The organism is Bacteroides bouchesdurhonensis (genome assembly GCF_900155865.1).
GTDB classification, from domain to species: domain Bacteria; phylum Bacteroidota; class Bacteroidia; order Bacteroidales; family Bacteroidaceae; genus Bacteroides; species Bacteroides bouchesdurhonensis.
Genome location: NZ_LT707006.1, coordinates 213,409 through 229,219, shown reverse-complemented (window position 1 = coordinate 229,219; position 15,811 = coordinate 213,409). Strand labels below are relative to the sequence as shown.

14 protein-coding genes and 2 pseudogenes are annotated in these 15,811 nt (G+C 37.7%); 15 read left to right on the top strand and 1 reads right to left on the bottom strand.

Translation table 11 applies throughout. The features are described 5' to 3' along the window. Window positions 1-154: 154 nt before the first annotated feature. The 7 genes and pseudogenes from CZ225_RS24040 to CZ225_RS24930 all read left to right on the top strand — a co-directional run. Window positions 155-3,049 carry an RHS repeat domain-containing protein gene (locus CZ225_RS24040; protein ID WP_077152659.1) on the top strand — a complete coding sequence of 965 codons (2,895 nt, stop codon included), beginning with the start codon at window positions 155-157 and terminating at the stop codon, window positions 3,047-3,049. A gap of 5 nt (window positions 3,050-3,054) precedes the next feature. Then, complete coding sequence (locus CZ225_RS00910; RefSeq protein WP_077152658.1) at window positions 3,055-3,576, top strand: hypothetical protein; 522 nt, start codon at window positions 3,055-3,057, stop codon at window positions 3,574-3,576. A 161-nt stretch (window positions 3,577-3,737) separates the two neighbouring features. Further along, a complete protein-coding gene (locus tag CZ225_RS00905) occupies window positions 3,738-4,244 on the top strand; it encodes a hypothetical protein (RefSeq protein ID WP_077152657.1) in 507 nt (168 codons plus the stop codon). Window positions 4,245-4,266: 22 nt separating this feature from the next. After that, complete coding sequence (locus CZ225_RS24640; protein WP_077152656.1) at window positions 4,267-5,484, top strand: RHS repeat domain-containing protein; 1,218 nt, start codon at window positions 4,267-4,269, stop codon at window positions 5,482-5,484. A gap of 2 nt (window positions 5,485-5,486) precedes the next feature. Further along, on the top strand, window positions 5,487-6,506 hold the full coding sequence (locus CZ225_RS24635; protein ID WP_077152655.1) for an RHS repeat domain-containing protein: 1,020 nt from the start codon (window positions 5,487-5,489) through the stop codon (window positions 6,504-6,506). Then, window positions 6,466-6,849: a DUF6984 family protein gene (locus CZ225_RS00890; protein ID WP_234982970.1), complete on the top strand. Its 384-nt coding sequence runs from the start codon at window positions 6,466-6,468 to the stop codon at window positions 6,847-6,849. Before CZ225_RS24635 ends, CZ225_RS00890 begins: the two co-directional genes overlap by 41 nt. Window positions 6,850-6,994: 145 nt before the next feature. Beyond that, window positions 6,995-7,633, top strand: a pseudogene (locus tag CZ225_RS24930) (RHS repeat domain-containing protein); the annotation flags it as partial. Between the two features lie 699 nt (window positions 7,634-8,332). Here CZ225_RS24930 and CZ225_RS00880 read toward each other — a convergent pair. Beyond that, on the bottom strand, window positions 8,333-9,544 hold the full coding sequence (locus tag CZ225_RS00880) for a transposase (protein WP_077152653.1): 1,212 nt from the start codon (window positions 9,542-9,544) through the stop codon (window positions 8,333-8,335). Window positions 9,545-9,643: 99 nt separating this feature from the next. On the opposite strand from CZ225_RS00880, the gene CZ225_RS00875 reads away from it, so the two are divergent. The 8 genes and pseudogenes from CZ225_RS00875 to CZ225_RS00835 form a co-directional block, all read left to right on the top strand. Next, complete coding sequence (locus tag CZ225_RS00875; RefSeq protein ID WP_077152652.1) at window positions 9,644-10,330, top strand: hypothetical protein; 687 nt, start codon at window positions 9,644-9,646, stop codon at window positions 10,328-10,330. Between the two features lie 298 nt (window positions 10,331-10,628). Beyond that, window positions 10,629-10,940, top strand: a complete 312-nt coding sequence (locus tag CZ225_RS24025; protein ID WP_077152651.1) for a hypothetical protein — start codon at window positions 10,629-10,631, stop codon at window positions 10,938-10,940. A 48-nt stretch (window positions 10,941-10,988) separates the two neighbouring features. Then, window positions 10,989-12,323 (top strand): RHS repeat domain-containing protein, encoded by a 1,335-nt coding sequence (locus CZ225_RS00865; RefSeq protein WP_077152650.1) that lies wholly within the window; start codon window positions 10,989-10,991, stop codon window positions 12,321-12,323. Window positions 12,324-12,455: 132 nt separating this feature from the next. After that, the gene (locus tag CZ225_RS00855; protein WP_083714537.1) at window positions 12,456-12,890 is read left to right on the top strand and encodes a DUF2019 domain-containing protein; all 435 of its coding nucleotides are present in this window, start codon (window positions 12,456-12,458) and stop codon (window positions 12,888-12,890) included. Between the two features lie 307 nt (window positions 12,891-13,197). Beyond that, window positions 13,198-13,674, top strand: a complete 477-nt coding sequence (locus CZ225_RS00850) for a hypothetical protein (protein ID WP_077152647.1) — start codon at window positions 13,198-13,200, stop codon at window positions 13,672-13,674. Next, a complete protein-coding gene (locus CZ225_RS24630; RefSeq protein ID WP_129585716.1) occupies window positions 13,616-14,665 on the top strand; it encodes a hypothetical protein in 1,050 nt (349 codons plus the stop codon). The genes CZ225_RS00850 and CZ225_RS24630 overlap by 59 nt, the downstream gene beginning before the upstream one ends. Next, complete coding sequence (locus CZ225_RS00840; protein WP_077152645.1) at window positions 14,665-15,072, top strand: hypothetical protein; 408 nt, start codon at window positions 14,665-14,667, stop codon at window positions 15,070-15,072. The genes CZ225_RS24630 and CZ225_RS00840 overlap by 1 nt, the downstream gene beginning before the upstream one ends. A gap of 393 nt (window positions 15,073-15,465) precedes the next feature. Continuing rightward, window positions 15,466-15,702, top strand: a pseudogene (locus CZ225_RS00835) (group II intron reverse transcriptase/maturase); the annotation flags it as partial. Between the last annotated feature and the right edge of the window lie 109 nt (window positions 15,703-15,811).

Genomic DNA, 15,811 nt, shown 5'->3' with positions numbered 1-15,811 from the left:
TGACAAACGACCTTTTGTATTATTTATTCCCATACTTAGTCAAGGTTCGACATGGTTCCTCTCCTTATGGAAACGACCTTTTCACGTTATAGGAGTATGACGGTATCGGTCGTGAATCCAATCTCTGGCTTCCGGTAACAAAAGGTGGAACTAATTGAGCTCGGAAGATGCGGAAACCACTTCATCAATTGATGTGCCTGCGGAACATCTGATTGCCCGTATCTATGAGGTGACTGATACCGGCATCTCCAGTCCTGGAACGTATCCGACCGGCACGCTGGATGTGACGAAGGCTACCGATGAGGATGGCCACATCAGTTATGAATTCAAGGATAAATCCGGTAATACCATTCTGACCCGGCAACTCGAAGGGGATAATATGCACGATACCTATATGGTTTATGATAACTACGACAATGTACGTATGGTTCTTCCCCCGCTGGCAGCCGATGGTTTGACAGGTAATTCTTCCTGGGCTGAAACGAACGAGACGTTGAAAAAATATGCCTATATTTATCATTACGATAAATACAACCGTTGTATCTACAAGAAACTTCCCGGCTGTGAACCTGTATACACCATTTATGATGCTTCCGACCGCCCCGTCTTTACTCAGGATGGCAATCAGCGTGATAAGGGAGAATGGTCCTTCTGTATTGTGGATGTTTTGGGACGTGTAGCCTTGACGGGAACTTGTAAGAACACCTTGAGCTACACAGCCGATCCCTTGAAGAACAAGCTCGTGAAAGCCACCCGTGTTAAAGAGAATAATACTTTCAAAGGGTATCGTGTATCCGGTTATACACTGACTACCCCTACGGTATTATCCGCTAATTATTACGATGATTACACTTTTCTGGGTTATAACGGAATCCTTAATAATGCTTCCACCACCTATTCACCTGAAACGGGATACGGCAAACAATACTCCGGTGGCTGCAGAGGACAACAGACCGGAGCCTGGACGGCACGCCTCTCCAAGGGCGGAGTAACCGGTACCCCATTATACACCGTGATGTACTATGATGAACGTTACCGCGTTATCCAGCAGAAAGGCAATAACGAACTTGGCGGGACGGACCAGTTGTTTACTGCTTACAACTTTAACGGTCAGCCAACGAAGGTAAAGCAGGTACGTACCGTTCCCGGTAAAGATACCATGACGGAACTGCGTACACATACGTACGACAATGCCGACAGGTTGTTAAAAACGACTTACCAACTCAACGGCGAGACTCCCGTTATTCTTGTCGATAACGTGTATGACGAAGTGGGTCGTCTTAAAACTGAGCGTCACAACGGCAATGTTAAACTGAAAACGGACTATACGTATAATGTACGTTCATGGACCAAGCATATCACAGGTCTGTTATTCAATCAAACGCTGAATTACCAGGAAGAAACAGCTGGAAATACTCCTTGCTATAATGGTAATATCAGCAGTATGTCCTGGAAGTCAGGAGCGGAAACAAGCGAACGCGGATACCACTTCACTTATGACGGTCTTTCCAGATTGAAGGATGCGATTTATGGAGAAGGCATTTCACTTGCCGTTAATCCTAACCGTTTCAACGAACAGATCACTGGTTATGACAAGATGGGAAATATCCTTGGCTTGAAACGCTACGGACAGACATCGGCAAGTAGCTACGGATTGATTGATAACCTAAATCTGACTTATAACGGCAATCAATTGCAATCAGTGAAAGATATTGCAACCGGTGCTGTCTACGGCAATGGAACCGAGTTTAAAGACGGTACAAATCAGAGAACTGAATACACTTATGACAAAAACGGTAATCTGATTAAAGATTTAAACAAGAATCTTAGTAATATTCAATATAATCTTTTAAATTTGCCTGGTCAGGTGGTTCTTGCGGGTAGCAATAGTATAGATTATGAATACGGAGCGGACGGAACGAAACTTCGTACGGTTCATAAAACCGGTAGTACTACTCTAACAACCGATTACTGTGGCAATGCGATCTATGAGAATGGTGTATTGAAGATGCTGCTGAATGAAGCCGGCTATGTTAGTTTTCCTGATAAGAAGTTCCATTTCTATTTGAAGGATCATCAGGGTAATACCCGTGTGGTGGCGGATAAGGATGGCAATGTGGAAGAGACGAATGCTTATTATCCTTTTGGTGGTAATTTCACATCTACAGTGAATATTCAGCCTTACAAGTATAACGGTAAGGAGTTGGATACGAAGAATGGTTTGAATTGGTATGATTATGGTGCTAGGCATTATGATGCGGCTATAGGAAGGTGGCATGTGGTGGATCCTTTAAGTGAAAAATATGGTTTCGTTAGTCCTTATGTTTATTGCATGAATAATCCGATGAAATTTATAGATCCTGATGGAAAAGGGGACTTTATAGATGAAAAAGGCCGATATATAGGTAATGATGGTAATGATGATGGCAAACTGTATCTTATAAAAACAATAAAAAAACATTTTGACAATGATGCTCCTTCTGCCGGTATATCTTCAAAAGAAGCGAAGGCAACGACTAATTTTATAAAAGAGAATTCCGGTAACTCTGAGGCTTTTAGTAAAAATTTGATAGCTTATAGTAATAGTGTGGAAATAATTAGTGATAAAGCTATACGTAAACAGATGGTAGACATTGTCAATCAAGATTCAGGTACCGGTGGAACATCTGATGAGAATAATAGAGAATATGGCGGTGTAGTGCGTGACAATGAAGTGAAAGAGTCCCCTAAAGGACCTGTAAGCGATCCTTTGAAACAGGATCATACGGATATAGCTCATCCGGATATACGGCCTGGTGATGTTGTATTTCATAGTCATCCAAGTGGAAGAGTCAGTAGTATAAATACAGAAACTGGAGCGCGGACGGATGCCATGAAAACAACCAAGACTGGTCAATGGGGGCAAGAACCTTCTTTGGAGGATATAAATAATGCTTCAGGAAACGAGTATGTATTTGCTCGGGGATCAGGTAAGGTTTATATTTACAATAAATCAGGAGTCGTAGCTACCATGCCACATAAATCGTTTGTAAATATTAAAAATAAATAGAAATTATGAATAGACTTTATTTAGCTATGTTTTTTGCTTGTATTGTGAGTCATTGTTTCTCACAAACAAAGGAATCAGATCAACTTAAAGATATGATTAATATAAGTGTGGAAAAGCATATATTGTCAGAACTAGAATGGATAAAAGAAAAAAAAATACAAAAAGAACAATATGGTGATCAATTTTTTTTTGAGAAGGAGAAGTTTCCTACTGATTTTAAATTCAATGATTCAATAGTTCGGAAATATAATGTGAGTTTTTTTGAAGTTTCAAACTTTAGTCGCAAAAGACTTAAAGAGGGGATAGGTGTTTTAGAGTTAGGTACTATATGTATAAATCAAAACGAACTTCTAATAGATATTTCAAATGTGTATCTGACTAAAAAAGGAAAAGAGATCTTTATTGCCCGTGATAAGGAAAGTGGTTTTGCGACTTATAAGTTTCGTTATTTTTGTGAAACGAAAGAATGGAAACTGGTTGGAATAAGACCAAGATGCTGTTCTGACGAGTTTACATTGGTTGAATAATAATAGCACATAGAGAGTGCCAATAAAGGCACTCTCTAGCTTTTTTGTCAGAATGTATTTTGGGAAAAGAAGAACGAGTTTACGTCTATTTAAAGAGCTGGAGTCATGACTATTACCCCACAGAAATATATTATAAGTCTCACAATTGAAAAATAGATATTATGGATAGATTTTATTTAACTATACTTTTAAGTTGCATTGTGAGTTACTGTTTCTCACAATCAAAGGAAACGAACGAACTGAATGATATGATCACTACAAGTTTAGAATTAAATTTATCATTAAGGGTAAAGGCACTCAAAGATCAAAATGTCTTAGAAGGTTCTAAACCTCTTATTCTAGCAGGAGACAACTTGCCTCGGTATTTTGAACTGACTGATTCTATTATGAAAAAATACAATGTAAGATGGCTTAATATGAAACAATATAGCCATAAAGCTCTTAGGAAAGGAGTTGATATTATAGGTCTACTTCCTATCCGTATCTATAAAGATGAACTTTTAATCTCGATTGTGGATATACATCTTACTAAAAGATGGAAAAAGCTTCATTTGGATTGTCCAGACTATTCTGTGAATTATAGATTCCGCTATTCTTGTGAGCAGCAAAAGTGGGAATTAGTTGAAATAGAGCCATCTTATTCTAAGAATATTTATTGGGTTGAATAGAAACAACATATAGAAATTATGTGTGTCCGGTTACACACTGACTACCACTATAGTATTATCCGCCAATTATTACGATGATTACACTTTTCTGGGTTATAACGGAATCCTTAATAACGCTTCCACTATCTACTCGGCGGAAACGGGATACGGCAAACAATACTCCGGTGGCTGCAGGGGACAACAGACCGGAGCCTGGACGGCACGCCTATCCAAGGGCGGAGTAACCGGTACCCCATTATACACCGTGATGTACTATGATGAACGTTACCGCGTTATCCAGCAGAAAGGCAATAACGAACTTGGCGGGACGGACCAGTTGTTTACTGCTTACAACTTTAACGGTCAGCCAACGAAGGTAAAGCAGGTACGTACCGTTCCCGGTAAAGATACCATGACGGAACTGCGTACACATACGTACGACAATGCCGACAGGTTGTTAAAAACGACTTACCAACTCAACGGCGAGACTCCCGTTATTCTTGTCGATAACGTGTATGACGAAGTGGGTCGTCTTAAAACTGAGCGTCACAACGGCAATGTTAAACTGAAAACGGACTATACGTATAATGTACGTTCATGGACCAAGCATATCACAGGTCTGTTATTCAATCAAACGCTGAATTACCAGGAAGAAACAGCTGGAAATACTCCTTGCTATAATGGTAATATCAGCAGTATGTCCTGGAAGTCAGGAGCGGAAACAAGCGAACGCGGATACCACTTCACTTATGACGGTCTTTCCAGATTGAAGGATGCGATTTATGGAGAAGGCACTTCACTTGCCGTTAATCCTAACCGTTTCAACGAACAGATCACTGGTTATGACAAGATGGGAAATATCCTTGGCTTGAAACGCTACGGACAGACATCGGCAAGTAGCTACGGATTGATTGATAACCTAAATCTGACCTATAACGGTAACCAATTGCAGGCTGTCAATGACAATGCCACTAGTTCTGCTTATGGCAATGGAACCGAGTTTAAAGACGGTACACACCAGAGAACGGAATACACTTATGATAAAAATGGCAATCTGACTAAAGATTTAAACAAGGATATTAGTAAAATCGGATATAATCTTTTAAATTTGCCTGATGAGGTAACCTTTGCCAACGGTAACAGCATCCGGTATGAGTATGCTGCTGACGGGACGAAGCTTCGTACGGTGCATAAGACGGGTGCTACTACCTTGACAACGGATTACTGTGGGAATGCGGTCTATGAGAACGGGGTGTATTGAGGATGCTGCTCGATGAGGCGGGGTATGTGAGTTTCCCGGACAGGAAGTTCCATTTCTATTTGAAGGATCATCAGGGTAATACCCGGGTAGTGGCGGATAAGGATGGGAATGTGGAAGAGACGAATGCTTATTATCCTTTTGGTGGTAATTTCACATCCGCAGCTAATACTCAGCCTTACAAATATAACGGTAAGGAACTGGATGAGAAAAATGGATTAATTTGGTACGATTATGGTGCAAGGCATTATGATGCGGCTATAGGAAGATGGCATGTGGTGGATCCGATGAGTGAGAAATACTACGAATGGACTTCCTATGTCTATTGTGGTAATAATTCGGTGAATATGATTGATCCCATAGGTACAGATTGGTATCGTTCAGAAAATGGGGATATAAAATGGCGGAAAAGCAAAGATAAAGAATATACAGATGATAATGGTAACGTTTGGATAAACATTGGGTCAAATATGCTATTCACTAATGGAGAGCGTTCTATATTATTTCAACAGTTTGAGGGAGATGATGGTGAACTTACTTTGCATACTGCTGTAATCAACCAGAATGAAGAGAAACAAAAAGAAGACTTAGAAGCAGCATATGCACAACTAAGTACATCTTCATCAAGAGTAGCAGCCAAGGAATATCACAAAAATCCAACTCTAAAGAATTGGTTGAAATTTTGTAGTTTAGAAGTAGTAGGGCAATATACTGACCCTGTAAGAGTTGTTAATGGCTTAGCTATAGGAATAGGAGGGATTTCTGCAAGTTCTTCCTCTAAGCCAACTTTTGGAAGATCCCCTAATGCTAAATATCATACATATAGGCATATTGAAAAAATGGGATTATCTAGAGAAGCTGTAAATAATGTAATTCTTTCAGACTTTAAAAAAATTACTTCTAGTATAAAAGAGGGGCAACCTGTCAATCGTATAATCTCAGTAAATGGAAAAGAGTTGCAATATACAGTATATAAATTAAAAGATGGAACATTTAATGTTGGTAGAATTCATGGAAAGAAATAGGCGAATAACAAAAGACGAAGGGAGACTTCTAGAATTTTTAATAGAAAAATCTTCTTTGGAAGTTCCAGAAAATTGGAAAGATATTTTAGTGGTCTCTCCGATGGATGATGGAGGTATGGGGAGTTTATCTTTATCCCTGCCACCATATGACAACGAAAATCATAGTTTTGGAAGGGAAGTTAGTACATGTAATTTTCTTGATTCAGATGGTGTCCTTGTTATTGCTTCACTTTATCTTGATGAAAATGATCGCTTATTTGAACTTGATATGTGGAAAGTTGATTTTCAGCCATTATTAAAAATACCAGATAAATTTAACGAAAATGAATGGGAGAAAACTTGAAATTGAGTAAATTCACATGCATGTAACATTACCCTGATATTAATTATCCAATAGATATTGATGTCAGGGTATTTTTCTTTCATGTACCTTAATGGCTACTACAATCGTTGATACATGAACTCAATATTAGTTATCAGAGAGTTTAAAGGACAGCACTAATCAGACGATAGAGTATACTTATGACAAAAACGGTAATCTGATTAAAGATTTAAACAAGAATCTTAGTAATATTCAATATAATCTTTTAAATTTGCCTAGTCAGGTGGTTCTTGCGGGTAGCAATAGTATAGATTATGAATACGGAGCGGACGGAACGAAACTTCGTACGGTTCATAAAACCGGTAGTACTACTCTAACAACCGATTACTGTGGCAATGCGATCTATGAGAATGGTGTATTGAAGATGCTGCTGAATGAAGCCGGCTATGTTAGTTTCCCTGATAAGAAGTTCCATTTCTATTTGAAGGATCATCAGGGTAATACCCGTGTGGTGGCTGATAAGGATGGCAATGTGGAGGAGACGAATGCGTATTATCCTTTTGGTGGTAATTTCACATCTATAGCTAATATTCAGCCTTACAAGTATAACGGTAAGGAGTTGGATACGAAAAATGGATTGAATTGGTATGATTATGGAGCAAGGCATTATGATGCTGCGATAGGAAGATGGCATGCAATAGATCCAATGAGTGAGAAACTATATAGTTTGAGTCAATATAAATATTGTCGAAATAACCCAATAAATAGATTAGATACAGATGGGAAGTGGGATGTTAAAGTTCATGTTCATAGGAATAGAGAAGTTTTTGGATACGGTTTTTTAGTTGTAACGGATAAATCAGGAAATACTATTTATAATACAACAGTTAGAGTAGAGGGTTCGAATTCAAAAGAAAATGGATACAATAAACGTAATCGTAGTAAAACATATGCTGATACTCCTACAGGTGTATATGAAATTCGAGGTTGGTCTAAACGACTTTTTAACTTGAAGAAAGAGTCCTATGGACCTAATGATGTATTAGAATTAGATTATAAATCTGGAGAAGCTGCTGGTAAGCGTAATGGAATTCATTTGCATGGAGGCAGACAGGAAGGAACGGGAGGAAAAGGGAAAGGAGCAACCTTAAAAGTAGCACAGGGTTGTTTAAGAATATATGACGAAGATATAAAAGAAATGAAAATTAGAACTGATCTTTTAGAGATGAATGATTCAGAGGAGTCTGGAAATTCTTTTATCGTGACAGATGATTTAGAACGAATTGAAGATGGACCTGAACCACGTCCTTTTGATTATGCAAGACCAAAGGATGAAGAAGAAAATTATTTTGATAATATATTCTTCCGAATATTTCGAGTAGCAGAATTTATTAAAATGTAAACAATAACAATCACGTCTATAGATATATATTTTGCAATACTTTAGACGTGATTTTTTTTAAATTATCATATTACAATAGTTCGTTAAATATTTAATTAACATTTACGCAGCAATTGCTGCAAATTTCACTCCCTCTTCCCATAGTCTTCGATTTATTTCCTCGTTAGGATTAATCCCTAACACGGAAATAAATCGTTGCATAAGAAAAAGATTGTGGCACAGCACCTTTACAGATGCCATTGATAGAACAGTTCCCTTCTCCAAGGCTTTCACTTTTGCCAGATTTACACTGGTCAATGAAGCGTTAAAGTGGAAATGCAGTTTGTCCAAGTCGCGACTTTGGCAGTCGGTCAGCCCTGTGAATTGCTTGCTATCCCGGTAGCAAAATTCAATTTGAAAACGAGTCCTGTAATAATCCAGTATATCCATCGCTTTCATCTGCGTGTCCGTAGAGAAATATAACTTACGCACCTTCTTGTCATCACTTTCCCAAATACACAATCGAATATTTCTCCCTAAGGAACGGGAGTGGACGATTGCTGAAAGTATTCGTCCCTCTCCCTTTTCCAACTGAATAATTTCAAAACGTTCCTCTTCCAAGTGTTTCATATCAATTTTACCATCATACAATTTAGGTCGGCCCTTTTTACCCGTAGGTTGTTCCATCGTCAGATACCGGAAATAAGCGTCATCCCGAAAACGACTGATTACATGGAATCCCATATCCAGGGCACCATCCACAAAAGTGGATTTAGAGAAATAAGCATCGGCAACTACATACTTGGTCAGCCGCTGAAGAGTTCCCTTACGGGTACGAAGTACATGCAAATACCAATCTATCAATGTCCATTTAGCTTGTTCCAAGGTTTTCACAGGCGGCGTTTGAACGGCCTCCAAATGGAAGCAGGTATGAAGATCCATATCAATAATACCTATACCGGAGATTTCAAGACCATGCTTAGCCATTTTTGCACAACCGGACCAAAAACGGCCCAGATAGGGAGTGCATTTCCCTGACTTGCTGATATAACTCGGATCGAAAGCGATAGCAACACGGCTACTTATCTGAGATTCAGCCAAAGTCGCATTGAAGCAGAGCCAGTCAAACTTGCGACCAAACTGCTGACGATAGCGTTGTTCGCAAAAGCGACCATAACGACCCAGTTGAAGGAAATTAATCCTACCGGAGATAATCAGATATAAAAGTAGTACTTCAAGCATAAATTTCTCACGCCATTTGTTTATCTTTGCAGCTGACTGACTCAGTAAATTATTTATTATCTCAAGATATTGGTCAAGTTCGTTCAGATTCATTTTTTTCAGGATGTAGGAACCCTTAATATAATGAATTGGTAGGACTTGACCTACTTTTTAGTTGTTAATTCAAAACTTAACGAACTATTGATATGAATTATGAATAAACTATTTTTAATTAATCTTTTTTTTATAGTACTCATTCTCATTCCTACTTGTAGAAAAAGTAGCAATGCAAAGGATGCGAGTTGTGACATAGAAAAAGTATCAGAAGATACCAATCAAAAAATTGATGGAGTTTTATCTGATTCTGAAGTTAAAGTAGATTATGACATATCTCCATATATATTCAATGAATTGCCTCAAGACTCAGCACTACAATTTATTGAAATTCATAGAGAAGAAATAGGCAAAGTACTTCTTCGCTATTATGGTGAATATTCGACGATTGACAATGTTGATTCTATTGTTGAAGTGATGGCTGCTTGTAATTTTTCCAGTAAGGCAAATAAAGAATTAATATCATTTTACATTCATATATTGTCTGAAATATTAAAAAATGACAAAAGAGATGGATATATTGGGGAATATGAATCTGAGATTTGTTTTGAACTATTTACTAATTATCCGGGATTTTTTTATCAACATATAACTCACGTAAGTGAAAAGGTCAGAATAGGTTTTGTCGAAAGCATTATTAGGTCCTTTTATTATAATAATATAAATGAAGATAAGGAATTTTTAATTTTTAAAGAACATGGAAGAATGCTTCCGCAGTATAAGTCGGAAATCTCACTCATTACTAATATGATAAAAAAATACAAAGATAAATTGGATTTAGAGTAATATTATGTGTCTTACCCTGATATGAGTTGATTTTTACAATTTAGTTTAAGAGTAATTTAGATTACATGGTTAAATGCAGTCAAGAGCACATGGAGTGTTGCATTTTTTAATATTTACATGATGTATTGACCAATTGGCAGAGTGAAGTGTAAGAAAATTCTCACGAAGTTTCAACTAAATTATAATAGAACCCATTTGTCTAACTCGTGCATCTTCTTTATTTCAACTGTAAGTAACTGAAAAGCGTTACCACGTTATCCAGCAGAAAGGCAATAACGAACTTGGCGGGACGGACCAGTTGTTTACTGCTTACAACTTTAACAGTCAGCCGACGAAGGTAAAGCAAGTACGTACAGTTCCGGATAAAGAGACCATGACGGAACTGCGTACACATACGTACGACAATGCCGACAGGTTGTTAAAGACGACTTACCAACTCAACAGCGAAACTCCCGTTGTTTTAGTCGATAACGTGTATGACGAAGTGGGTCGTCTTAAAACTGAGCGTCACAACGGCAATGTTAAACTGAAAACGGACTATACGTATAATGTACGTTCGTGGACCAAGCATATCACGGGTCTTTTATTCAATCAAACGCTGAATTACTAGGAAGAAACAGCTGGAAATACTCCTTGCTACAATGGTAATATCAGCAGTATGTCCTGGAAGTCAGGAGCGGAAACAAGCGAACGCGGATACCACTTTACATATGACGGTCTTTCCAGATTGAAGGATGCGATCTATGGAGAAGGCATTTCACTTGCTATTAATCCTAACCGCTTCAACGAACAGATCACTGGTTATGACAAGATGGGAAATATCCTTGGCTTGAAACGCTACGGACAGACTTCCTCTACAGGCTACGGACTGATTGATAACCTAAATCTGACTTATAACGGCAACCAATTGCAATCAGTGAAAGATATTGCAACCAGTGCTGTCTACGGCAATGGAACCGAGTTTAAAGACGGTACACACCAGAGAACTGAATACACTTATGACAAAAACGGTCTGATTAAAGATTTAAACAAGAATATTAGTAATATTCAATATAATCTTTTAAATTTGCCTAGTCAGGTGATTCTTGCGGGTAGCAATAGTATAGATTATGAATACGGAGCGGACGGAACGAAACTTCGTACGGTTCATAAAACCGGTAGTACTACTCTAACAACGGATTACTGTGGCAATGCGATCTATGAGAATGGTGTATTGAAGATGCTGCTGAATGAAGCGGGCTATGTTAGTTTCCCTGATAAGAAGTTCCATTTCTATTTGAAGGATCATCAGGGTAATACCCGGGTAGTGGCGGATAAGGATGGGAATGTGGAAGAGACGAATGCTTATTATCCTTTTGGTGGTAATTTCACATCCGCAGCTAATACTCAGCCTTACAAATATAACGGTAAGGAACTGGATGAGAAAAATGGATTAATTTGGTACGATTATGGAGCAAGGCATTATGATGCGGCTATAGGACGTTTTACAACAATTGATCCTCTTTTGGAAGACTCATACTTTGTTAATCCTTATGCATATTGTTTGAATAATCCATGTACTCGAGTAGACCCTACAGGAATGAAGTCCCGTTATAATTGGGAAAAAAACAGATATGAGGATGAAGATGGAAATGAAGTTTCATTTGAAAGTGTAAAAGAGGAATATGGCATTGAGGAGGTTCCTTATAATGATATTCCCCCATCGGATGATGAAGAAGTTGATGGTGTTACAGGAGCTACTCTTATAGTGCCTAATTATAAGGAAATAAAAGAGATATATGTTTTACGAGAACCTATGACAGGGACACTCCCTTTTTTACCTGGAACGGGTCCTATCTCGCTTAAATCTTTAAAAGTATTATTTGAGTCTGGTAAAAGTTTGAAAGGTCTTGGATTTAACAGCTTTAAATCATTTAAGCAATTCTTTGGAAAAGCAGGAGATGGCATGGATTGGCATCATTTAGTAGAACAAACACCAAAAAAACATTTCTAACTTTGGGAAACAATTGATTCATAATGTTGATAATTTAATAAAATTGCCAAGTGGAAAAGGTAGTTTACATGCGAAAATATCTGGACATTACTCATCGAAACAGCCATTTACTGATGGATTAACTGTCAGAGAATGGTTAAGTACGAAAAGTTATCAGGAGCAATTAAAATATGGAATAGAAAAATTAAAAGAATTTGGATGGGAACCATGAGAAAAATTAAAGATGTAAAAGATGCATTGGGGCTGTTTGAAGAAGCGGCAATTAAACAAGGTGAGGCTATAGATGAAGGAAATAGTAAAGCAGCTAATCGCAACTATGATAAAATAGCAGAAGTTGCTAAATTCTTGCGAGCCAATAAATGTATAAAGGAATTGTCAGTGTTTTATGAACATTCTAATGTTTCTGTACGGTTATTTGCAGCTGCATATTTATTGCCTGTAGATGAAGAAAGAAGTATAAAAGTATTAGATGAAATTGCGAAAATGAAAGTGTTAGGCTCTCTTGATGCTAAGATGACTATACAAGAATGGAAAAACGGTAATTTGCGTAACTATTATACTTTGTAACTAAATATCATCCTGATAATAATTGCCTTTATATAAGCAACTTTTATCGGAATGATTTTATTTGTCTTACTCTGATATAAGTTGATTTTTACAATTTAGTTTAAAAGTAATTTTGATTACATGGTTAAATGCAGTCAAGAGCACAGGGAGGCTGCATTTTTTACATTTACATAATGTATTGAACAATTGACAGAGTGAAATGGTAAGAAGATTCTCACGAAGTTTCAAGTAGATTATATAGATCCCATTTGTTTAATTCGTATATCTTAGTGGCAAATCGACCCATGACGTTTTCTATAAACTGACGTTGAAACATCCTGTAGACCTGAAGGTCAGCCATTGCGGTTCTGTTATCACCGATACGTATCTGGGCATCCTGAATTCGTCGGGAACCGTCCTCTACTCCAATGACAACTATACCGGAGCGGAGCAATGCGGCAGTACGGGAAATGCGCTGATAAAGATTAACAAGTTAGTCGCAGGAACGTATTACATAGTATCCGAAGGCAACACTCAGGACGGATTTATCACGACTAATATTGAAGGGCGTGGAGTTTGTGGAACGCTTTCCACGACAATGGACCGGCCTCATGTGGTTTCTTATATCCCTACGGTAGCAAGCGACAATGTTCTCACTTTGGGAGCTGATGAAGTGCGGCACGAGATACAGTATTATGATCGCTTCGGTAATCCTACCGTCAAGGTCCAGCATGGCTTCTCTCCTTATGGCGACGACCTTTTCACGTTGCAGGCAGACTTCCTCTACAGGCTACGGATTGATTGATAACCTAAATCTGACTTATAACGGCAATCAATTGCAAGCTGTGAAAGATATTGCAACCAGTGCTGTCTACGGCAATGGTATCGAGTTTAAAGACGGTACAAACCAGACAACTGAATATACTTATGACAAAAACGGTAATCTGATTAAAGATTTGAACAAGAATCTTAGTAATATTCAATATAATCTTTTAAATTTGCCTAGTCAGGTGATTCTTGCGGGTAGTAATAGTATAGATTATGAATACGGAGCGGACGGAACGAAACTTCGTACAGTTCATAAAACCGGTAGTACTAATCTAACAACCGATTACTGTGGCAATGCGATCTATGAGAATGGTGGTATAAAAACAAAAAAACTAAGTATTATACATGGTTTGACGATGAGGAGGATGAAGAATGAAGAGCGATATACTTATATAGGTGGAAAAGGCTCTGTATTAGGTGAGTTTGAATCAATTATTGATAAACTATTAACTGACGGTTTTGACGTTGGAAGTTTATACAGTGATGGGTTCACATTTGATATAGTAGAAAATGATAAAGGAGCTTTATTAGGTTCAAAAGAAAGAGACTGGGATTTTCTCGATGAATTTGCTAATGGCGTAGGACCTGAATTTTCTATTTTTTTAAGTGACCATCCTTATACCATGGCTATGATGAATGATAAGTCGGTTTTAGAGGCACACCAAAGAATTGTTGATGGAATTACAGATATTCCAGGACAGATCACAGAATGGCCTGGCGACTGGACCTTATGGGATGCTTTAACTACAACTTCAGTCGCTAAACAATTTATCGGAAGTTATCGTTTTGATGCCTTTACTAGCAAGGATGGAAAGTCTTTGAACAATGTAATAAGTGATAGTAAAAGTATGTCTTCTTTTTTATACCATATGTGGTCAAGTAGTTGGAATCAACGAAGAAGTTCTCAGAAACCGATGAGTAATACTTACCAATTTTATATTTGGAAAACTTTAAAAATGATAGAATAATGAAAATGAAATTATGTCCTTTTATATTCTTATTAGCTTTATTATTAGTGTCCTGCGATTCATATTTCAAAAAACTGAAAGGAACAGACTATAGTGTAGGTTGGATAGATATGCCTCAAACGACAACAGTATATTATGATTTTCCGGATGGTACTGGTAGTAGGATAGGAGTAGTGGGTGGTGGTGTAACCGATGTATATTGGAATAAAAACTATATTTTAGCAAAAATGTGGCACCCATATGCCGATACATTGATAGGATATTATGTGATAAAAATATTCCCACCAGCAAAAAAAGCTATACCATGCAAAACTACAGGTCCATTATCAGAAAAGGAGTACGAAAAAACCAAAAAAGAATTAGGACTCAATGAAAAGGATATGAGACATATTAATCTTATGGAATAAATCGGATTTGTGCCAAGAGAACGGTAATTTACGTAATTATCATATCTTGTAACTTTATATCATCCTGGTAGTGATTGCCTTTATATAAGCAATTTCTGTCGGGGTGATTTTATTTGTTTTACCCTGATATAAATGGATTTTTGCAATTTAGTTTAAAAGTAATAATGATCACTTGGTTAAATGTAGTCAAAAGTAAAGGACTTTTGCTGCATTTTTTTACAGTATGCTCGGCATGAGTATTTAAAGCCCTATAGCTATTCGGAACGGTCAATGTAAATGAAGTAGACATAAGATGGAAAGTTAATACCCCTATCCGAGGAGGTCTCACGGACGTACAGAATAGTTTTTTTTACGAAATGTATGGAGTAAAGCTTGCCGTGAGAAGTCAGCAGAAGACGGAGAATACGCATGTGTATATGGAAAGCTTGGAAGAAGTGTAAGACAAAAGTGGCAAACTCATCAGATGTGGTATAGATAAATATAAGGCATACGAATGGGGTAATACTCGCAAAGGGTATTGGCGTATTGCTGATAGCCCCATTTTGAAAAGGGCGATGAATAACGATATCCTGCGCAAGGCAGGATATCGTTACTTTAATGGGTTCGTATCTCGAATGGCACCCAAAATAGGAACCGCCGTATGTCGAACGGCACGTACGGTGGTGTGAGAGGTCGGTAGACATGAAAATAGGAGATAAACATCTATGATTAGTGTTTACCTCCTACTCGATTTTTATCG